Source organism: Murimonas intestini, assembly GCF_024622195.1.
GTDB lineage: Bacteria > Bacillota > Clostridia > Lachnospirales > Lachnospiraceae > Murimonas > Murimonas intestini.
The window spans coordinates 117689-139696 of record NZ_JANKBI010000008.1; the positions used below are offsets into that span (position 1 = coordinate 117689).

General features: G+C 47.2%; 18 protein-coding genes and 1 other annotated feature (1 of these 19 running past the window's edge). Of the genes, 3 read left to right on the plus strand and 15 right to left on the minus strand.

The window, feature by feature from the left end; all coding sequences use genetic code 11:
- Window positions 1–124: a binding site (T-box leader), on the minus strand (it extends 89 nt beyond the left edge of the window).
- Window positions 125–195: 71 nt separating this feature from the next.
- Entirely contained in the window at window positions 196–2439 is a 2244-nt protein-coding gene (locus NSB28_RS13175) for a bifunctional diguanylate cyclase/phosphodiesterase (RefSeq protein ID WP_257497784.1), read from the minus strand.
- A 274-nt stretch (window positions 2440–2713) separates the two neighbouring features.
- On the opposite strand from NSB28_RS13175, the gene NSB28_RS13180 reads away from it, so the two are divergent.
- The gene (locus NSB28_RS13180; RefSeq protein ID WP_257497785.1) at window positions 2714–2878 is read left to right on the plus strand and encodes a hypothetical protein; all 165 of its coding nucleotides are present in this window, start codon (window positions 2714–2716) and stop codon (window positions 2876–2878) included.
- A gap of 129 nt (window positions 2879–3007) precedes the next feature.
- Here the strand turns inward: NSB28_RS13180 and NSB28_RS13185 are convergent, their stop codons facing one another.
- Together NSB28_RS13185 and NSB28_RS13190 are read right to left on the minus strand one after the other, a co-directional pair.
- Window positions 3008–6277 (minus strand): hypothetical protein, encoded by a 3270-nt coding sequence (locus NSB28_RS13185; protein ID WP_109625791.1) that lies wholly within the window; start codon window positions 6275–6277, stop codon window positions 3008–3010.
- 144 nt (window positions 6278–6421) lie between these two features.
- Window positions 6422–8215, minus strand: coding sequence for an L-fucose isomerase (locus NSB28_RS13190; RefSeq protein ID WP_109625792.1), 1794 nt, complete (start codon window positions 8213–8215; stop codon window positions 6422–6424).
- A 192-nt stretch (window positions 8216–8407) separates the two neighbouring features.
- On the opposite strand from NSB28_RS13190, the gene NSB28_RS13195 reads away from it, so the two are divergent.
- Both NSB28_RS13195 and NSB28_RS13200 read left to right on the plus strand, forming a co-directional pair.
- Complete coding sequence (locus NSB28_RS13195; RefSeq protein WP_257497786.1) at window positions 8408–9331, plus strand: helix-turn-helix transcriptional regulator; 924 nt, start codon at window positions 8408–8410, stop codon at window positions 9329–9331.
- A gap of 54 nt (window positions 9332–9385) precedes the next feature.
- Window positions 9386–9883, plus strand: a complete 498-nt coding sequence (locus NSB28_RS13200) for a ribonuclease FAU-1 family protein (protein WP_109625794.1) — start codon at window positions 9386–9388, stop codon at window positions 9881–9883.
- A gap of 190 nt (window positions 9884–10073) precedes the next feature.
- Here the strand turns inward: NSB28_RS13200 and NSB28_RS13205 are convergent, their stop codons facing one another.
- The 12 genes from NSB28_RS13205 to rhaD all read right to left on the minus strand — a co-directional run bounded on the left by NSB28_RS13205 (window position 10074) and on the right by rhaD (window position 21894).
- The gene (locus NSB28_RS13205) at window positions 10074–12281 is read right to left on the minus strand and encodes a transglutaminase-like domain-containing protein (protein WP_109625795.1); all 2208 of its coding nucleotides are present in this window, start codon (window positions 12279–12281) and stop codon (window positions 10074–10076) included.
- Between the two features lie 9 nt (window positions 12282–12290).
- Window positions 12291–13394 carry a DUF58 domain-containing protein gene (locus NSB28_RS13210; RefSeq protein ID WP_109625796.1) on the minus strand — a complete coding sequence of 368 codons (1104 nt, stop codon included), beginning with the start codon at window positions 13392–13394 and terminating at the stop codon, window positions 12291–12293.
- A gap of 5 nt (window positions 13395–13399) precedes the next feature.
- On the minus strand, window positions 13400–14347 hold the full coding sequence (locus NSB28_RS13215) for an AAA family ATPase (protein WP_109625797.1): 948 nt from the start codon (window positions 14345–14347) through the stop codon (window positions 13400–13402).
- 162 nt (window positions 14348–14509) lie between these two features.
- Complete coding sequence (upp, locus tag NSB28_RS13220) at window positions 14510–15139, minus strand: uracil phosphoribosyltransferase (RefSeq protein ID WP_109625798.1); 630 nt, start codon at window positions 15137–15139, stop codon at window positions 14510–14512.
- A gap of 125 nt (window positions 15140–15264) precedes the next feature.
- Window positions 15265–15693, minus strand: a complete 429-nt coding sequence (gene rpiB, locus NSB28_RS13225; RefSeq protein WP_109625799.1) for a ribose 5-phosphate isomerase B — start codon at window positions 15691–15693, stop codon at window positions 15265–15267.
- On the minus strand, window positions 15687–16148 hold the full coding sequence (locus NSB28_RS13230) for an arsenate reductase/protein-tyrosine-phosphatase family protein (protein ID WP_109625800.1): 462 nt from the start codon (window positions 16146–16148) through the stop codon (window positions 15687–15689). The genes rpiB and NSB28_RS13230 overlap by 7 nt, the downstream gene beginning before the upstream one ends.
- Window positions 16149–16163: 15 nt before the next feature.
- Entirely contained in the window at window positions 16164–17210 is a 1047-nt protein-coding gene (locus NSB28_RS13235) for an L-threonylcarbamoyladenylate synthase (RefSeq protein WP_109625801.1), read from the minus strand.
- A 290-nt stretch (window positions 17211–17500) separates the two neighbouring features.
- Window positions 17501–18988, minus strand: a complete 1488-nt coding sequence (locus NSB28_RS13240; RefSeq protein ID WP_109625802.1) for a DUF6612 family protein — start codon at window positions 18986–18988, stop codon at window positions 17501–17503.
- Between the two features lie 341 nt (window positions 18989–19329).
- A complete protein-coding gene (locus NSB28_RS13245; RefSeq protein WP_257497787.1) occupies window positions 19330–20106 on the minus strand; it encodes an N-acetylmuramoyl-L-alanine amidase in 777 nt (258 codons plus the stop codon).
- 60 nt (window positions 20107–20166) lie between these two features.
- Window positions 20167–20337 (minus strand): hypothetical protein, encoded by a 171-nt coding sequence (locus NSB28_RS13250; protein WP_187374393.1) that lies wholly within the window; start codon window positions 20335–20337, stop codon window positions 20167–20169.
- Between the two features lie 146 nt (window positions 20338–20483).
- On the minus strand, window positions 20484–20945 hold the full coding sequence (locus tag NSB28_RS13255; RefSeq protein ID WP_257497788.1) for a hypothetical protein: 462 nt from the start codon (window positions 20943–20945) through the stop codon (window positions 20484–20486).
- Window positions 20946–21063: 118 nt separating this feature from the next.
- Complete coding sequence (gene rhaD / locus NSB28_RS13260) at window positions 21064–21894, minus strand: rhamnulose-1-phosphate aldolase (RefSeq protein ID WP_109625803.1); 831 nt, start codon at window positions 21892–21894, stop codon at window positions 21064–21066.
- Window positions 21895–22008 lie beyond the last annotated feature (114 nt).

Genomic DNA, 22008 nt, shown 5'->3' on the forward strand with positions numbered 1-22008 from the left:
TATACGCTGCATTTTCATGCAGGGCTCCAAGGCAGGTTCTATCTGTTATCCACAAAGGCCTCACACCAACAGCCCTCTCTCTGATGAGTTTCCCAGATATACTATCCCTTTTCTCAGCCGGTTTCTCTCAATACGCCCATTCTATGCCAATTTACTGTATTTGTCAAGACACCATTTCCGCAGTTTATCTGGTTGTTACTGTTCACGCTCCGGCTTCCTGCCTGAATATGCCAGCTCTGTATAACTGTCTGCCGGCAGGGGCTTTGAACAGAAGTATCCCTGTATATAGTCACATCCGATACCCGCAAGAAAATCATATTCCTGCTGTATCTCCACACCTTCTGCCACTACCTCCAGTCCCAGCTCATGTGACAGGCTGATAATGCTTTTTAATATCTTCTGCACACGCACGCTCTGTCCATAATCCTCCACAAGTGATTTGTCCAGCTTAATCTCATCTATAGGCATATCCTTGAGCATACCTATTGAGGTGTATCCTGACCCAAAATCGTCCATCAGTATCTGTATACCGGCCCTGCGGAATTCTTCCAAAATAGTTTTCAGCATCTGCTCATTGTCAAAAAGCACTGTCTCTGTTAATTCCAGCTGGAGAAGCTCCACAGGCACCTTATATCTTCTTATGATCCCCAGATACGATTCCACGAAGTCTGTCCTGTACAGGTGGACCTTGGAGACATTGACAGAGACTGGAGTGACCTCATATCCCAAATCCAGCCACCGCCTGATCTGTATGCATACTCTTTCAAACACATACTGATCCAGCCTCACTATCATTCCATTTCCCTCATAGATCCCGATAAAAGAGTCCGGAGCAATCAGGCTTCCATCCGATGTCTTCCACCTGATCAGCGCTTCAGCGCCAAAGAACCTGTCCTTTCTTATATCATATTTAGGCTGATAATAAACTACAAATTCCCCTGCCCTCAGGGCCGCTTCAAAACTGTCTTCAATTTCCTTTTCCCGGATCTTTCTGTCTCTTATGGTATCATCATAAAAGGTACACCTCTGGAAGGGCTTTCTGTCATCCCTGGCAAGGGCCATCTCTGCGCGGTCTGCCATGGTATCGATAGATATCATCTTCTCCTCTATCTTATACACGCCTGCCAGCAGCTTGATCTCATATGGCTTCTTCTCCTGCCTGGCAAAACTGCATGTCTCCTCTATCAGAACTTCCATCCTCTCCTGCATGGCTTCGTCCGATCCGTACTTCATGAGGATTATAAAATGATCCCCCTCTTTGCGCCCAAAGATTTCCTCGCCTGTGAGGCTTCTGGATATAACATCTGCGATATGCCTCAGTACCCTGTTTCCTTCCTCATAACCGAACAAATCATTTATATACTGAAATTTGGAAATATTCAGGACTGTCATGGCATATGTCCCGCCTCTGTCCGTTCTTAAAACCCTCTGTGCATCCATCTTAAACTTGGCAAAGGTATTTCCTCCTGTAACCGGATCCACAAAAGCCGCCTTCTCAATCGCCTCCCTGCCCCGTCTTCTCTCTCTTCCTATATTCAGCAGCAGTATGATAAGCGCTATGATACAAATGGCAGCAAACAGGTACGTAAGTACAAGAGATCCGTTAATATCTCTCTCCACCACAGAGACAGGCACAATATTTAGAAGATACCAGCCATTTATCTCCATAGGCTGATAGTAAATATAAGACTTGTCACCTGCAGTGACCGTAACGCTTCCTGAAGCTCCGCTGCCCATATCTGATTTCATCTGGCTTACAGCCGCCTGATTCTTTTCCGAAGCACCCAGCAGCTCAAAAACATTCTCAAAGGCTCCCAGTCCGCCTTTCATACTCTGGCCCGCTATATGTTCACCATCTTTTTTGACCACATAGCTGTGCCCTGTTCCCTTGAATGTGGTTGTTGAAAGCGTATTTTCAAAGGAAACCATCTCATATGTGGCAAATAAGACACACCTGCTGCCATCCCGGAAAGTGACAGGCGCACTGTATACATTGATCTTGCCGCCGCCCTCTACATCTATGAGAGTATCTGACACCGCCTGCTCACCATTCATTGATATATTAAAATACTCCCTGTCTCCCAGGTACATTTCTTTAGAATCTGTAGTAAATGCCTGTCCGTCAGGCCTAATGATCCCCATCCTCTTAAAACCATTTACATTATCAACTGCCGTAAGCTTCTTAAGGACAGCTTCCATGTCAAGTGATTCATCCTGCCCGATATACACTGCCAGATTATTAAGCGTCTGCTTCCCTTTCTCAATTTCCTTGCGGAGCACCTTCACTTCCTGCTCAGATATTTCCCCCAAAGTATTCAGGATCTTGTCCTGGGAGCTGATATAGAACAGCCTGGCAAAAACGATACCCAGTGTCACGATGATAATAGCCGCCAGAGCTATATTAAAATATCCCCATTTCCTTTTTTCCTGTTTCATCATCTTCTCTCCCGAGTCTTCCAACTATTTGTCCTCCATGTCAGTATAGCATGCAAAAAGCACGGCGACAACGTTAATTTTATTCCTGCCGGCAGCGGGACAAAGTCAGGCCCGCTTGATCCTGACTGCTGTCTAATCCGTGTCCGGCGGCTTATTTTTCACTTGTATTCTGTCCTGAAAGTGATATATTTAAAGTATCAGAAAAGACACCGCTTTATAAGTATTGGGGACTTGCACGCGGGACTAAAGCACATGTCTGCCGGAAAGGAGTAAGGTTATGATAAAATTAAATTTTGAGAGTAAGGAAACAGAAGAATATTACCGCAAGATGAGGCGTGAGCTGGGTATAAGCCATCCAGGACGCTGGAACAACAAACCTTGCATCACAAGAGAAGATGTAGACAATTATGTTAAAGATGCCAAAAATATTCTGGCATGCTGACAGATTTGGGATATTCAGGATCTATATGTATCAAATAAGAGGCTGCCACAGCAAAAAGTGGCAGCCTCTTATTTAATATATTCTAGTGCTTAAGCCCCCCTCCCCTAAGGCAGCTTATTTCCCCGCTGTTTATGCAGACAGTATTTCCACCCTTGACAATATTCCCGCCGGTCTCAGGCACCACGCCTCGCTCCAGTCACTTCCTGCTGTGCGGTATGAATTAGGTCCATACCACTTATATTCAGGATTTGCATTATGCAGCATTCCAAATGTATTGAATCTGTTTCCGTATGCGCATATCTCAAGTGTGTGTACTCCTGCCGCCAGTACCCCAGCCTGCAGAGTGTGAGGCGCAAATGCAATCAGTCCCGCACTCCTGCCATCTATAAATACCTCCAGGACAGACGCAGCAAAATGCGGTACTCTGACAGCTGCCTTTCCTTCATTCTCCAGTTCAAAATGCATTCTGTAATTTACATTTCCTCCATAGAACGGGAATTTCTGCCGTGTGATATCACCAAAATACAGCTTTTCCGTCCGGCTGGTGACTTCCGCCGATGTTCCCCGGACCTCCACCCCAAAATCTCCCAGAATATAAAGATTCTCCAGGTTTGTCCTGCGGCCGAACGGAATCCTCAGGATCAGTTCATTCTCACCTTTTTTGAGCGGCGGTACCTGGACTGTCCTGATGAAGGAGTCTACAAAATACTGTGACACATCACCTTCACATGCTATCCTTGCCTCCTCCCTGGGATGTTCCCACATTCTGACTCTCTCACCATTCCACCACAGTTCTGCCTTCCATGGACGCTCCATGGCAAGAAGAAGCTCTCCTGAATCAATCTCTGACTTTATAGCATATTTCAGAGTGACTGTATGGTCTTCAGGAGCTTCCCTTATGCACCAGGGCTGTTTGCAGGCATCCTGCCTCAGCGGATAGCCAAGAACATGCCTTATCTCATTATCCAGCCTCAATATCTCTTCTGCCCTGTGCTCAGGTCCGTCATCCAGCTTCCAGACAGCTTTGTCCAGGCAAAGTACATTCGGCTCAGACATACTGTAAGAGTCAGGCTCGTAAATAGTCTTCAGAATTTCATTTCCTCCGGTGCAAGCATGACGGGGTCCTGCTACAAGTCCATATGTACTGATCCTCTCACCTGTCCTGATCGGCGCTCTTTTCTCATCTTCTTCACCGATGTTTGCGTCACTCTCCCTCTCTGACAGTTTCCACAGGAGGCTGTCCTGGGCATACATCACTGTCTTTATACATGTCCAGCCTTTTTCTGTCCCCGCTTCTGCCTTCGATATCTCTCCGCTGAGCGCATCGCAGGCCGTCACCTCATATTCACCCCGGATCCTTACTAACAATTCTTGCGCCTGGTCCAGTCTTGTCTTCTTCTGATTCACATGGCAGACAAACAGCCATTTTGTACCACCGTCCTCACGCATCTGATAAAACAGGTCATCCGTAAGTCTGCCGTCCATGCGCTGTATCTCTACACTCCTGTCACTATCAAGGGCAGCCAGTATTTCTCTGCGGTCAAATGATATGACTTTTGATCCGGCAGCCAGCTCTGCTGCTCTCTGTGACGGCAGGGCATCAACCAGCTGCGGGATCCTGCCTGCAAAAATAATATTTCCGCCGGCTGCCGCAAACTGCTCCAGCTTCTCCAGCGTACTGCTCCTTATAGTCCGCAGTCCCGGAACCAGGATGGTCTGATATGACATCTCACCAACCCTGAATTCCGGCCTTTGTCTCTGCCTGTCCCTCCTGGGGTAAGGACAGGCAGCAGCCCCATCCTTCCCGCCAAGCAGAGATTCCGAGATGAGGTCAAAGTCTATCATTCCAAACAGAAGGAATTCCATCAGCTCTTTATACTCCAGATCCAGCTGGTCACGTATATCCTGTGTCTGTGCCACAGGCCCATAACTGATCCAGTAGGATTCAATGGGATGGATAACGCCTACCTTCACATCAGCCTTTCCCCTGGTCAGCACTGTGTTCACCCTGGCAAAATAATTTTCTATATAAGAATATTTCCCATACCAGGGAGACTGGTAATTAATTGATGCAGGCCAGTCCCTTTTCGCCTCCCCCTCCATAGACATAAAAGATAAATGATGGCACCTGACAGTCACTCCAAGGGCGGCCAGCCAGTCTCCCTGTACCTTATGCCCTTTAAAATCAAAGTCCCAGTTTGTCACTCCGTACAGCTCACAGATTACAGCCTCCCGCCCCTTCTGCCTGGCAACACTGACTGCCTGTTTGACTGTTGAATACTCCGGGTCCCCGCACAGGATATCCACTCCGGGAATCTGCTGATTCCTGTAGCACCTCATGGCTTCCCCCAGCCTCAGAGTCTGGGAATACAGGGTTGGCTCTGACATATAGTGTCCTGTCATGGCTATCCCATGTTCACCGCACCACCCAGCAATCGTATCAGAGTATGAGGATACAAACCGCTCTGCCAGATGGTCATGGTAATGATACCTGTTAACAGATACCCTGCCCTCCGGCAGCTCCCACAATATCTCCGGCAATACTTGAAGAAAAGGCGTCCCCCAGCTCTCCTCAAAAGTCTGCGGCAGGTCATCTGTAAACGGAAGCGTCACATCGTAGTCCGACTCACCATCAGGCAGCGCCATGCTCCCCTTGATCTGTGGTTCATCTGTAAAAATGGCAGGTATTGATTTTCCGAATTCTTCTCCCAGCTCCCTGTAATACTTCTCGTGGGTGATCTCAATAAATTTCTCCACAGCCTTCTTATTGAGCACATCCACATAAGTCTGGTCATTGTACCAGGGGCTTTCACGCATTAGCTCCACATACGCCAGCCAGAGTTTTCCTTCTTTTTTCTCATCCTGCACGGTGTCCAATTCCGGTATCTCCCCTTCTATCTGTCTGTATGATACAAGACAGCCGTCCACCGTTTTGATCCTGTAAGCTGTCAGAAAATATCCCGCCGGTTTTCCGCCTTCCACAACCTTCCTCTCGAATTCTTCTATGGATTCACACATATCTGTCTTTCTTTCCCTGCTCAGCAGCAAATGCCTTGCCCTGAATTCAAGTTTTTCTGTAACTATGCCACCGGCACTGCCTGAGGGATATCGGTCTTCATCGTAGAGCCAGATTAACATCCCCTTCTCTTTAGCCTTCTCGTCCGCGTGACGTACCAGTTTCATATACTCGCTGCTCAGATAATCATTTTCCATTCCTGTACGCGGATGCAGATGCACCCCGCCGAATCCCATTTTCTTAAAAATCTCAAGCTGTTCATCTATCAGCCCTTCCGTGACCCTGCAGTTCCAGGCCCAGAAGGGTGTCCCCCTGTATTCACTGCCCGGATCACGGAAAAGCTCTTGTGTCAATTCCTTTTTTTTATTTTTAGGATATAACATAAAAATACCTCCTGCCGCCTCTGATTTATCATGTGATTAAACCAGTCTAGCGGACAGGAGGTGTTTTTTAAATGGAAATTTCTTTTATAAATATGGCTTTTTCATCAATGTTAATCCCATTAACAGATGAAGCCCCAGGTCTATTTATTTGTAAAGCGGACCATATGTTGAGCAGGCTCTGTAATCAGCGCCTTCTTTGTCCATGCCAAATGCATTCCATGATGCAGGTCTGAAGATCTTGTCTTCCGGAACATTGTGCATAGCAACCGGGATTCTCAGCATTGAACACATTGTGATAAGGTCAGCTCCGATATGTCCGTAGCTGATTGCACCATGGTTAGCGCCCCAGTTATTCATTACATCATAAGCTGTCTTGAATGCTCCTTCGCCTGTTGTTCTCGGTGCAAACCATGTACATGGCCATGTATAGTCTGTTCTCTTCCAGAGCTTGTCAGAAACCTCTTCCGGAAGATTAACTGTCCAGCCTTCTGCGATCTGCAGCATCGGTCCTAAGCCCTTTACAAGGTTAAGACGGATCATTGTTGCAGGCATCTCAGCTCTTGTCACGAAACGTGATGAATATCCGCCTCCACGGAAGTATCCGTTGTCAGCTGCATTCCAGGTAGTAGCAGCCATGATGGCATCCTGATCTGCTTCTGTTACATTCCACCATTCTTTCATAACGCCGTTGCCATTCTCATCTTTAGCTTCGCCGCATGCATCCAGGCAGGCTGCACCGGAGTTGATCAGATGGATGAATCCGCCAGCATCTTTCGCTACGCCTTCCAGATCGTATCCTGTAGCTTTCTTAACTGCTTCCGGGCTCCAGTATGTACGCACATCAGCAAAAATCTGAGCTCTGTTTGTGAGGAGCTTCATGAACATCATGCCAAGTCCGTTTAATACGTCATTCTCTGTAGCAAGAATATATGGCTCTCTTGCTCCGTTCCAGTCAAAGGATGTATTCAGAACTGCTTCAGCGAAGTCACCGTTCGGATAGAAGTCTGTCCACTGTCTCTGTCCCTGGAATCCGGCAGCGATCGCATTATGTCCGATAGCTTCCTCGGAGAATTTAGCATCCAGGTTTTTATTTCCGTTCATCAGGTCTTTTACGATAACTGCCATCTTAACAACAAACTCGAACTGTTTTTCTTTCTCTTCCTGGGAAGCCTGCAGTTCTTCTGGGTTCTTGTCAAAACCGATATTGCATTTTTCTTTAGCCCATGCAAGAGCTTTCTGGAATTCTGCCTCGTCATAAATGCCTTCTGTCATACGGCGGATGATTTCCACTTCGTCAACAGATTCTACACGCATGCCTAAGTAGGACTCGATAAAGTCTGAATCAATGATAGATCCGCCGATACCCATACAGATAGAACCGATCTGTAAGTAGGATTTTCCTCTCATGGAAGCTGCTGCAACTGCCGCGCGGCCGAATCTTAATAATTTTTCTTTTACGTCTTCAGGAATTTCCGTGTCATCTGCATCACATACGTCATGTCCGTAGATACCGAATGCTGGAAGTCCCTTCTGTGCATGTGTAGCCAGAACTGATGCAAGGTAAACTGCGCCAGGTCTCTCTGTTCCGTTGAATCCCCATACAGCCTTGATGGTCTGCGGATCCATATCCATTGTCTCTGCTCCGTAGCACCAGCATGGTGTTACAGTCACTGTAATGTCAACACCTTCTTTTCTGAACTTTTCAGCACAGGCTGCTGTCTCGCCTACACGTCCGATCGTAGAATCAGCGATGACAACCTTTACCGGTTCACCGTTTGAATATTTTAAATTCTCTTCGAATAATTTAGCTGCTGATTTAGCCATGTTCATTGTCTGCTCTTCCAGAGAACCTCTAACGTCCAGGGCACCCCTGCGTCCATCAATGGTTGGTCTGATTCCGATAACTGGATAACCGCCGATTAATCTGCTTTCTGCCATTTCAATCTCCTCCATTTGTTTAAATAATTGGGTTTGTTTATACATTTTAACTAATGCGCCTAATTCCGGTCCGCATTTTATGTACTAATTATACAACATAATCTTCCGGTTTGCACGTAAAATTCTGTTATGATATGGACAATTTTTGTGATTTTTGGTATACTCAGTTCAAAGTACGAAAGGAGAGAAATCATGAAGGCATTTCACGAAGTGCGAAGCTATGATTCAGACTTTATGGTCTGGCATTCCTCTTACCAGGATATCAGTTTCCTGGCCCACTGGCATCAGGAAATAGAGTTTATTTTTGTGCGCTCCGGTTCTGCCCATCTGAGTATCAACGAGCACAATTTTACCGCCCATAAAGGTGACCTGGTCGTCATCGATACGGGCGATTTTCATTATAGTGATTCCTCTAAGATGAAAAATGTGCTTGATTTTATTATTTTTGATACCAGTATCTTAAGCTCACTGTATAACCACTCACATTTTGCCTCACCGCTGGTATCTGCTTCAGAACTGAAGAGATACGGCATGGAAAAGGATGTCCTGGCGCTGTTTGCCGATGTCAGCCGTGAGCTGAAGGAGAAGGAGCCTTATTATAAGGAGATCGTGACTGCCAGGCTCAGGGATTTCTGGTATCTTCTGAAAAGGAAACGTCCTCAGAGCTGCCAGGATATGACAAGTGAAAATAAACGGATGAGCCTGTTGTATGACATGCAGCAGCTTCTTTCATATATGGATGAGCACTATGCTGACAACATAACGCTGACCTATGCTGCTGAAAAGATGAATTTCAGCGAAAGCCATTTCTCCAAGGTATTTAAAAAGCTCATAGGCATTAATTTCGTGACCTACCTGAACATGGTACGTGTGGAGCAAGCCGCCGCCAGGCTCAAGAATACCTCCAGCCGGGTCACGGATGTAGCCTTAAACTGCGGGTTTAACAATGTCAGGACCTTTAACAGGGTATTTAAGGAGATCACCGGCTATACGCCCAGCCAGTTTTTGAAGCTGACCGACCCTGATTCCTACAACCTGACTTATTACAAAAGAAAATCCTCTGATCAGGAATTTGTAGAAAACGATTCTTTAACTCTGATAAAAAATGAGACTTAAGATGCGCCCGGATCTGCCTGCTGGACAACGGACGCCTCTGGAAGAGAGGTGCTTATGGAAACATTGAAAATTTACAGAAAACGGCTGATACCCGAAGAATGTATCCTCTTAAAGGATGATATCCTGCTCTATCGTGATGAACATGTGATAATCACTAAATGGGTAACCCTGCATCCCAAAAAAGACCTTGACCATGGCCTGTCATGTTATTTTCTGGAACATGGTGTGAAAGTCAGCAAATTTTATGACAGGGAAGGAAAACTGCTCAGCTGGTACTGCGATATCGTATCCTATACGTATGATAAGGAATCAGACACATATGTCTTCACTGATCTGCTGGCTGATGTGATCATCTCTCCTGACGGCTTTGTGAAAGTCGTGGATCTGGATGAGCTGGCTGATGCCAGAGAACAGGAGATGATCTCCAAGGATATGATCCTCACTTCCCTGAGGCAGCTGAATGCACTGCTGACCATCATATATAAAGGTGATTTCTGCAGGCTTCAGAAATACATAGAGGATCAGGAGGAAAAGAGCGGACAGGCGCCGTGAAACTACATAATGTTATAGTTTAGCCGTGTGAACTATAACAACGCTCCGCGATGCACACAAAATGCTGTAAACAGCATTTTGGCGCTGCAGCTCTCGGGATTTTCGTGCATTTTGCACGAAAACACCTCGCGGAACTGTGGAAGGCTGAACAGTTACCCAGGACGCTCTGCAGGACATATTTTGGAACAGTTTAGTAATAAGCTTTCAGGAACCTGAGTTTTATTTTTCCCCATCTGCCCATAATCTTACCTGTCTGTACACAGATATAGCGGTACATACTGCGCATGTAGAGTCTTTCTTCCTTTGTCATCTTCTCTCTGCCATAATTAGCTCTCATGGCCATTTCCACCATCTTGTCCAGCTCTTCCTCCGACAGCCATTTAAACTGGTCATGGACCTTCGAGACGAAATCCTGTGCGAGACAGTCTGTCTCCCCGGGCAGTCCGGCTTCTGTGAGCACTTTCAGGACATCGCTGAATATTCCGGCCACATCCTTCTTCCTCCGCCTTTCAATGATAACTGCTCTTCTTACAAAGATCCCCGCAGCCAGCAGAAAAATAAAAACTGCCGTGAATACCAGACCGCCAAGTACGCCCCAGACACTTCCGCTGCCTGTTCTGTTCCCGGCTGTCTCTGAAGCTTTATTTTTTCCCTGATCCTCAGTCTGAAGATTTCCCTGGCTGTCCGTCTGCCCCGCCGGCTGCATTTCAGTCTGCATTTCCCCTGGGGCAATAGTCTCAAAGGGAGATGCTGCCTCACTCTGTATCCCATAACCCGGCGTAGCCTCCACAGGCACCCAGCCCGTCCCATCCAAATAGATCTCCGCCCAGGAATGCGCCATGGAGTCCGGCACCTCCGCCATATAGTTTCCGCCGTTTTCATAAAATTCCCCGGCAGGGACGGCATAGCCTGTGGCATACCTGGCAGGGACTCCATACATTCTGAACATGAGCACAGCTGCTGTGGCAAAATGCACACAGTACCCCTCTCTTCTCTCATACAGAAAATATTCTGTAAAATCCTCCCCCGCAGGCAGATCGCCTGACTGAAGGTTATATGCACAGGTACCTGTCAAATAGGAGATAATATAATCCCTGACTCCTGCAATACTCTCCTGAGGATTTTCCCTGCACTGCTGCTCCAGCCTGGAGAGCCTATCCGCCGGATAGCTCAGATAATTCTCATAGACATACTGCTGGTAATCACTGCTGTCCCAGGCAGGTGAAAGTCCCATCTCCTGGCCTCGCAGAATGATCTCCTCAAAATCACGCCTCTGAAAATAAAGAAAAAATTCTGCATCAGACCCTCCGTTGGAAAGCTTCCTTGAAAAATATGGGGCATATCCCCCTCTTGATGCCTGTTCTCTTTTTATAGTAAGTTCATTTTCCCATGATTCACCCACGTAATTCTCAATCGCCTCAGCCCTGTCATAGGGATCCGACTGATATACATCTTCACTCAGAGGTTTCCATGTACTGCCTGTATATTCAGCTCCTGTAAATCCCTTCAGGTAGACCACGTTTTGTGGAATTACGTCAGTTGTCACACGCAGCGCCGTCTCACCTGTAAATCCCGGGTGCTTCTCCTCCGGCAGGTTGCCGCTGGTGATCACTCTGCCGCCATCCTGCTTTTTCGCCTCCGGCAGCAGTCCCCTGGCCCATGTGAGAAGGTCTGTATCCTGTATCGCCTGCCTCGCCTCTGCCTTATCCCCCAGAAATGCCCCCAGGGCCGGCGCCATCAGATAGTAGCTGACTGCAAAAATGATAATAGCTCCTGCCCCTATAAAAAGGACACTTTTCTGGCGGACACGGCTGATATATTTTTCTTCCTCTTCCCAGTCCTGTCCGCCGCCCATGCTGCCGTACTTCAGCCCTCCTGCCGTAAAGGCTCCCAGATAGCACAGCCCAAGCAGGCACAGGGTGAACAGAGAAGGAACCTTCCCTATGGCCAGACCGCCCACTGCCGGTATGGCAGTAGATGCCACTGCAATAAATCTGCTCCCCCTGGCTACCGTACCGTAGAACAGGAATATAGCAAACACGAACATGACAAACAGAAGCACCATTGTGACCTCCATGCTTTCTGTCTGTGTACCTGTCATGATATTCTCTTCCACATAAAGGTAGTTCCGTATCTCCATCCTGATGACATCTACGAGAATATAAGCTCCGGAACTTATCTTTTCTAAATTCAGATACATGGCCCAGATATAAACAGCCATGGTGAACGGCAGCGTCAGCTTCAGATATTTTTTCCCAATGTAAATAAGCCCTAAAAGCAGGCTGAAAAACAAAATACCGGCATATAAAAATGATGCATTATACGGGACCGGAAAAGCTTCCAGGAAGCTGAACACAGTGCCGAATATACCGGCCAGATAACAAATAAACAATACCATTCTTTACACCTAAACTTCCAATTCAAAGGACGCAAACTGCTGCTGCAGGGGCTTGTCTGAAAACTCGGCCGCCAGATCCCCGTTCCTCCACAGCTTAAGGTCTGTCCCAAGCCGGAGCACTGTAGAGAAATTCATCTCATTATACTCCGCCCGGTATGCCTCCATCATGTCATAGTTTCCCATATAAGGCGCTACCCGGAGCATTTCTCCGATAGCCTCATACAGCTGTTCTTCATCCTGGACAAGAAAACGCCTGGCGCTGTCTCTTGCTCCGTCATACCAGAATATATAATGCATACATTCCTGCTCAGTCAGGGCAAACATCAGAGAAGCAGCTGTCTCAATAAATCTGTCCATCTGCTCTTCCCCGCAGTTTCTCCCCTTCTCATGCTGAAAATCAAGGAGGATAAGCACGCTGCACCCTTTTGGAAGACTGTATTCCTTTGTCATAAGCTCGTCCGCCTTGGCGCTTAATTTCCAGTGCACTTTTTGAAGAGTATCCCCGTTCCGAAACTCCCTCACCTGAAATATCTCCGAGACATCATCCCCGCTCCGGGTCTTATCATATTCATCCCCGTCCACAGGAAAGTTTCTCGTCCTGGGCGATATGACAAGATTCATTTCATAGAGATTGGGCAGCACATTGACAGTCTCACTTCCGCTGCAGTTAACAGACATGGAAAAGACCTTCAGGTAGTCCCACACTTTTACTTTCTGCAGCGAAAACTGCAGACGGCCGCTGTACGGATAATCTACCTCATAATGACATACCATGGAATCATGGCCATCAGCCAGTCCCACTATCTTTTCTTTCTCTGACTTGAATCCATAGCTGCTTACATATACCACCTTAAACATCATCCTGCTGACAGGAAGCAGGCCGCTGTTGTCCGCCGTGATCTCCACCTGTATCTTCTGGCCTTTTTGAACTACAGGCACGCGTATCCTGATACCCGGTTTTAAGCAGCTCCGCTGCGAAAGCAGGGTCACAAACAGAAAAACAGGCAGAAGGATCTCAAATCCCAGCAGCACAAGCGGCACATCACTGTCAAACATGATGTATACATATGCCGTGGCAAGTATGAGCACCAGATAAATAATCTTGTTTTTCATAAAATTTATCTCCGCTTTGGTGTAGGCTTCGGCACCTTTTCCAGTATTCCATCCAGCACCGAATCAGGTGTCACATGATTCACCCTTGCCTTGGCATTCAGCTTTATCCTGTGCAGGGTGACATCCTTAAAAACTTTTACAGCGTCATTTGGTGTGACATAATCACGCCCATTTATATAGGCCGCCGCCTTGATCATCCTGGTCAGGGCCAGTGTGCCCCTGGGGCTGACCCCCAGCTCCAGCATGGGATCTTCACGAGTCGCTGCTATGAGCTTAGCCACATAACTGTAGAGCACATCATGGATAAACACCTGCTCCGTCTCCTTCTGCATTTCCAGCAGTTCCTTTGCATGGATGACGGGATAGAGGCGGTCAAGCGGATTCCCAACACTCCTGTCCTTTATGATCGCGATCTCATTCTCAATATCAGGATATCCAAGACTCATACAGATCATAAACCTGTCCAGCTGTGATTCCGGCAGCATCTGGGTTCCCGCAGAGCCTACAGGATTCTGGGTAGCCATAACTACAAAAGGCTTCGGCACCTCCCTTGTCACCCCGTCCACGGTCACATTCCCTTCTTCCATTACCTCCAGCAGGGCTGACTGTGTCTTCGGAGATGTCCTGTTGATCTCATCTGCCAGGAACAGGTTGCACATGACTGCACCCGGCTGAAAGGTAAATTCATTTGTATTCTTCTGATATATCGTAAAGCCTGTAATATCCGCTGGAAGCACATCTGGTGTAAACTGCACCCTGTTCTGTTTCAGGTCCATAACCTTTGAAAAGGCCAGTGCCATGGTGGTTTTCCCAACTCCCGGTATATCCTCCAGCAGGATATGGCCCCCTGCCAGCATGGCCATCAAAACCTTTTCCACACAGTCATCCTTCCCTATAACCGCCCGCTTGACCTCCGCAATGATCTCATTTGCTTTATCTGTATAAAATGCCATAATATCTCCTCACCTATTTATCGCTTATCTTGTTAAACGCAAAAATTGTTACTGTTCACTCTGTGACCAGTAACCAAAAATCTCCTATGTCAGAATATTCCCTCACAGAACCTATTCTAACATAGGAGATTTACTAAAACTACTTAAAATAACCTTAATCCATTATTTAGTGCCAAAAATACGGTCTCCGGCATCACCCAGGCCCGGCACTATATAACCATGGTCATTCAGGCATTTGTCAAGAGCGCCGATATATATATCCACATCCGGATGTGTCTCCTTCATCCTCTTAACACCCTCCGGTGCTGCTATGATGCACATGAAACGGATACGCTTTACCCCTTTGTCCTTCAGCATCTGGATAGCCGCCACTGAAGAACCTCCTGTGGCCAGCATGGGATCTACCACAAATACCTCACGCTCTGATGAGTCTGCCGGAAGCTTACAGTAGTATTCCACAGGCTCCAGTGTCTCAGGGTCTCTGTAAAGACCGATATGCCCCACTTTGGCAGCAGGTATCATAGTCAGCATCCCGTCAACCATACCAAGTCCGGCACGGAGTATGGGAACAACAGCCAGCTTCTTCCCCGCCAGCTCTTTAGCCGTCATCTCACAGATAGGTGTCTCTATATTGACATCAACAAGCTTCAGATCTCTGGTAGCCTCATAGCACATCAGCATGGCTATCTCGCCTATCATCTCTCTGAACTCCTTGGAGCCGGTCTCCATTCTCCTTATGATGCCTATCTTATGCTGTATCAGCGGATGATCCATTACCATTACTTTTGACATGTTCTTTCCTCCAACTCTCTCTTGTAAGTATTTTTTCCAATCTTAGGTTGTTTTATGCTGCTCACAGCTGCTGTTTCCAAAACCTTTTATATTCTGGATAAGCGTGGTTCCGCAACTAGTAACTATCAGTCTTCTATCATTGCTATCCTGTCTTTATGCCTCTGTTCTTCAGAAAACGGAGTATTCAGGAACGTCTCCACGATCTTAATGGCAAGGCCTGCCCCTACCACACGGCCGCCCAGGGCCAGTACATTTGCATCATTGTGGAGCCTTGTGGCTTCGGCGCTGAAACAGTCGCTGCAGAGTGCAGCGCGGATCCCGTGCACCTTATTGGCCGCGATAGAAATGCCGATCCCCGTACCACAGACCAGTATCCCTTTTTCACACTCACCGCTCACCACTGCCTCCGCCACAGCTTTGGCATACACCGGGTAATTGACGGCTTCCGTACTGTGGCAGCCAAAATCCCTGTATTCAATATTCTTTGAATCCAGCCAGGCCAGGATCTCCTTCTTTAATTCATATCCACCATGGTCACAACCAATCGCTAACATAAAAGCTCCTCCTCATTTAATACTACTACCAGTTTCGTGATCAAATCATCTAACAGCTCATAACACTCGCCGTAATCTGCAAGGCCTTTGCCCAGCGGATTGGGGATATCTCCCCTCTCCTTTATGTATTCAGTAAGCAAATATACATTTACCGCCCTGTCATACTCTTCGTATATCTTTATCTTTTCAGACTCTTCCATAACCAGAACAAGGATCCTCTCACCGAAATCTCCCTGCTCCAGCTGGCCGGACATATGTCCTTTCACATTGATCCCCTTTGCAGCCAGGACCGCCTCAGCCTTCTGGTTGACCGGTTCAGGAAACAATACTACTAATCCCTTTGATTCGATGACCAGCTCATCCAGCAAAAACTTTTTTTTCAGTACTGCTTCAGCCATAGGGCCCCGGCAGGTATCGCTGTTACTTACGAATATTAATTTGTCATACCGCTTCATTTTCCAGCCTGCTCCTTATACCTTCATGATCTGATGCCCTGCAGCCTTTATCAGCCGGTTCATGATAGCCTCACCCATCTTTGGAGTGTCAAAAGCCTCCGAATAGATTTGTGAAACCTCCAGTTCATCAAATTCCCTTAAAATCCCATACAGATGCTGTGCAATCGTAATCTCAGAACTCCTCGTTCCGGCCGATTTGACGATGCCCGTCTTATACCTTTCCACTGTCTCTTCTGTGCAGATGATTCCTACTGTTCTTCCGTCTGCCTGCGCTTCCTCCGCCAGCCGGCTGATCCTGTTAATGACTTTTTCGGGATCCCCCTCTACTATCACAAGATCTGCCTTCGGAGCATAGTGCTTGTACTTCATTCCGGGTGCTTTTGGCCTTGCCTTACTGTCAGCGCTTAAAAGCGCCGCGTCCATTTTCACCGGCCCTATCACATCTTCGATCATCTGCTGGCTGATATACCCCGGCCTGAGTATCACCGGCTCATCCACACTCATATCCACGATCGTGGACTCCAGCCCGATTCCCACGCTGCCCCCGTCTACGATCATATCAATCTTTCCGCTCAGATCCTCTATGACATGGGCTGCCTCAGTGGGACTTGGCCTGCCCGAAGTATTGGCGCTTGGAGCCGCCACATACCCGCCCCCGGCCTTTATGACTTTCCTGGCAATCTCATGCCCTGGAAAACGCACAGCTACCGTGTCAAGCCCTCCTGTTGTTGAATAAGGCACTTTCTCATTCTTCTTAAATATCATGGTAAGAGGCCCCGGCCAGAATGCCTCTGCCAGCAGCTCTGCCCTCCCGGAAACTTCCTCTGTGATTCCATACAGGTCTTCTATCGCTGCAATATGTACGATCAGAGGATTGTCAGACGGCCGGCCCTTAGCCGCATATATCCTGGCTGATGCCTCCGCATCAAGAGCATTGCCCCCCAGGCCATATACGGTTTCTGTTGGAAATGCAACAAGACCGCCCCTCTTCAGGATATCCCCGGCCCTTTTTATGTCTTCCTCTTCAGTCTCAGGCCGAATGACCACGATGCTTGTTTCCATAGTTTTCCTCACTCTTCCTTCATTATTTATTTCCGCGGGCAACGAGCTGAGCGGACACGCTGGCGTGTCCATTAGGCGGCTGCCGTCTTCACAGATTATAACTGCCCATTTAGAGTTATTATACCACCAGAGATTTAAAAGGGCAATTGAGAATTTTTTATCCGTGATACGCAGGAAGGCAGCAGTTACTATTCACACGTCACCGTCCCGCGAAGCGTGTTACTGGTCACGGAGTAAACAGTAACAGGCAGCATACTGCCGGTTCCGTTCCCGGTGTATGCCGCCTCTCTCTAAAAAGCCTGGTCCAGCTTACTGATATTCAGGCCGATAACCTTCTGCGTCTCTCTATCTACTGTTATATCCACTGAATTCATATAGTTGTCCGAATCACTATAGTAATACAGCGAGATCCAGGAATCCTCCTCATAATCATATACGTCCTGGGGATTGCCATAGGCCTCCAGCACTTCATCCAACCCGGAACCCAGCTTTATTCCTTGGGGAAATACTATTTTTACCCCGCCCGGCTCCCCTGACCAATTGTTTGTCTGGAGCCCTCCGATCTCGCAGTCCTTCAGCGCCAGGGGACCATCTGTCCTGTTCAGGAAAAATACTGAGAGTTCCGTGCCTCCTGGCTCCAGCATGAACCCATATTCATATTGTCCCTTGTTTATCACATATTCAGAATCCATATAATCTCCATATGTATACCCCATGGCTTCCAGCTCCGACACCTTAAATGGAAGCTCCATCCTTCTGCCATTAAATGAGACCTCATATGTCTGCCACCCTGTTCTCCCTTCCGTTGGCGGCGGAGCTGTCTCAATAGAGGACTGGCCGCCCCACTCTTTTTCAGTCTGAGCCCCCTCCTCTGATCCTTCAGTCTCCGGCCAGGTACCGCCTCCCAGGATCCTCTCCAGGTCGCTCACCCCTAATTCATTTGACCTTGTCTCCTCAACAGCCTTTTTGGCCTGGCTTGGAATAATAATCTCCTCAACATCATTAAAACTGTGATATGTAATGATAAGCTTTAAATCATCCAAGGAAGCTTCATCAGTCACACCTGCTATATAAGCCTGCATCGTCTTAGTCAGATCGATCTCCATAAGCGCCGGAAGCCGGGTCTTCTCATAGATACATATCCTTACAGGAATCTTTGCCTCGCCAAATTCCACCTCCCCTGTCATGCCTCCCACTCTGTCAGCGGCATTTCCTGCACTGTTCAGGATATCCAGCAGTTTATCAGCATCGAAGGTTCCTTTTAACTCATAGCATTTCTGGTCATTGACAACAGACTTGTCCTCAGACAGCAGAAATGCACCTTCATCCCCGGCCAGGTCCTTAAATGCCGTGATCCCCGCCCCAGTGTTTTCTGATTCTACACTCTCTTTCACCCACTGTTCATTCACATTTGTATATGACACGTACCCGTCATTTTCTTTTATGGTATAGTTCTCTATGTCAACAGAGAGATTCACTCCCACCATGGAAATACCAACGCTGCCTCCCATATAGACAGCCGACGGCTCCTTAGTCGACTCAATGTCCATATCCACATTGACGCCTATTGTGGATGTCTGTCCCTCCATGATCTCCCCGGTAACCTCCATCTCCACCAGCATATTGGCAGCATATGATCCAACACTGGCCATGTTCTCTGATACCTCCTGTAAAAGGCCCGCGGGTGTGGGCGGCTCCTGGCATCCTGACATGGCCAGCATGCCCATGCACAGCAGAGCCGCTGCTTTTACAGGTCCGGACTTTAATATTCTTTTCATACTATTTTCTCCTTTTGTTATATTCCAAACCACTATTAACTAATGCAGTATTCTCTTTTAACCAAGTCCTTTACCTTCATATTACCAGATACTTCCCGCCAGTACAAGCTAATAACAGATAATCTGCTGCACCTGTTATCTTATTGTTACTGTTCACACACCACTATTCCGCGAGGTGTTTTCGTGCGAAATACGCACGAAAATCCCGAGTTTTGCAGCGCGAAACGGCGTTTTTTGCCGTTTCTGTGCATCGCGGAGCGTGTTACTGGTCACGGAGTGAACAGTAACATCTTATTGTTACTGTCCCCCCCGCGGGACGGTGACGTATGAATAGTAACATCTTACTTCCTCCCTTCCAGCGCCTTAAGGACACCCTCACCCACTGCCTGGGCAACCTTACTCTGATATTCCTCTGTTATCAGCTTGGACGCCTCCTCAGAATTTGACAAAAAGCCGCACTCTACAATAACAGTGGGGCTTTTTGTCTTCTTCAGCAGATAATATGTATCATTTGCTTTCATCTCCCTGGCACGGTCCACTTCCAGAACTGTATTCAGGGACTCCTGTATGCAGGATGCAATGGCTTCCCCTTCAGTGGAATGGGTATAGTAAAATACCTGAGGCCCATGCACGCTCTCTGAAGTATAGCTGTTTTGATGGATGCTGACTGTAAAAGCCGCACCTGAAGCGTCGATCAGTTCACATCTCTTCTTCATATCCTGCTGTTTCTTATTGGCAGCTCCTGCTTCATAGAGTCCTTCCTGTGTCTCCCTTGTCATCACCACTTTGATCCCTTTTTCTGTCAGGTAATCTTTAAGCTTATGGGCAATTGCCAGATTCACATCTTTTTCCAGGGCGCTGTTGATGCCCACCTTTCCCGGGTCGTCTCCCCCATGTCCCGCATCCACAGCAATAACTGTCTGGGAAGGATCCGCCGCAGCTTTCGCGTCCTCTCCGCTCTGCGCCGCCCCCGACGATACGGCTTTCGTATCCTTTCCTCCAAGGCTCCCCTCCCTTAATTTCGTGACACCCACAGTAGCCAGCAGAGCCACGGCCAGAATCATCAGCAGCCCCATACAAGTCTCCAGGCTGAGCCTGTTCAATGCTTTATCCACCATTACTTTTCACCCTCAAGTATGCTTTCATGAAAGTATATGCGAAAGAGGGCGGAGCGCATACTAAATTTCTTCGGACTCTTTATCTTCTTCATCAAGTTCTTGAACCTGTGCGGTATCTGTTCCCGAAAGAGCTTCAAGCATCTTGGCCATCTCATTTTGGACTATAGGACCTGAACCCAGGGACAGGCAAACTATTAAGGTGAGAAATAATTTATATATTTTTTCTTTCATTCATATTCCTCCAATTCAAGCTCTGCTTCACTCTCGTAACAATTATGCAGCTTATACCTGCTGCTTATTTGCATACAAAAAGAAAGCCATTGTTTGATTTTAAAAATGGCTCCAGAGCATTTGCAATGATTTGAACAGGAATTAATTTAATTATCCAGACGTACCTTCTGATCAACTAGTGTCCAGTCATCAGGCAATAATATAAATAAGGGTAAAAAGAGAAAAACTATGATAAGAAAAAAAGACAGGCTGATTACTTTTGGAACAGCTGCGGTTATGAGTATTGGGAATATACTCTTTGCTATAGTATTATTATCAGATTTATTTTTGTTTAGAAATAAAGTATTAAGACAGGCTGTATTATCACCATCCTCATTGGTCATAACACTTTCTGAAATTACCTGCGTCTCAATTGCAGCTGTATTATCCAACAATTCATAAAGATTATAAGTCCCGCAAAAGAACACATTCATAGTTAAGCATATGGCAAAAAGAAGCATACAGAAAGAAACCCTAATTTGAGACAGATAATGTTTCTTATTATTTATTTCCATTACAAGTCCCTTCCTGGCTGCCTCTCCAGCCACTGTGATCAGCTTAAGCTGCATTTGTCTGAAAATTCCGACCGGGCGCTTTTGCTCCTCTCGAGCAGCTGCGCACAAACGCTTCTAAGCGCCGGCCTTCAAAAGCCAGATTTCTGATCTAACTTTTGAAGGCCGTTTTACTTTACTGTTTTTCATAAAGAAATTTCTCCGGCAGGCTGATATGGAAGCCTTCTGCCAGGTTTCTGAAGTTATCCGGTGTGATAGTCTGGGTCTTTACCGGACTCATGGAAAGGACCTTGATGAGAATCTCAGCTGATTTCTCAATGGTGTGCATAAGGCCGAAGGTCAGGTCAAAATCTTCCCCTGAACAGAACATACCGTGGTGGGCCCATATTGCAGCATTGTAAGTTTCCATCATCCTGCTGGTCGCAACTGCTATGTCCCTTCCGCCCGGTACCATCCACCCGATCACGCCGACACCCTCAGGAAAGACTACAGGACATTCTGTGGCCATCTCCCAGAGCTCCCTTGTGAATACTTCATCGCTGAGGGGCAGTACAAATGTCAGCGCTATGGTATTTGTAGTGTGGGCATGATAGATGACTCTGTGCTTTCCTCCTGTCACCCGTTTTTTTACTTCGTGGTTCATTAAATGGGTGGGGAGTTCACTTGTAGGACGTCCTCCCTCTACCAGTCCCCAGCGGATGCGGTAGTTCTCTCCTGACTCGTCCAGTTCTATGATCGCCAGGCATGCTTCCGGGTCAACTATGATATTCCTGAAATACTTGCCGCTGCCGGTTACCAGAAAGAATTCCCCGGCCAGACCTGGTACACTTGTCCCGATAGGCATCCAGTCCCCGGCTGCATTCAGTCTGGGCCTGATATCCTCCACCTCTGCCTCCCTGAGCCTGTATGACAGATTTCCCCCGTTTCTTTCATGCCATCCCTGATGATAGCCGTCATCCGCCATTTTTATAAATCCCCTCATGAATTTCGAATCTAAGATCCTCATATCTATTCTCCTTCCGTGTAAGCCATCTTTGTTTTATGAACTATTTTCTTGTATTTTTGTTGTTTTTATGTTGCATTTATTTGTTTTTCTTGGTTTTATTATACTTCTTCTCAC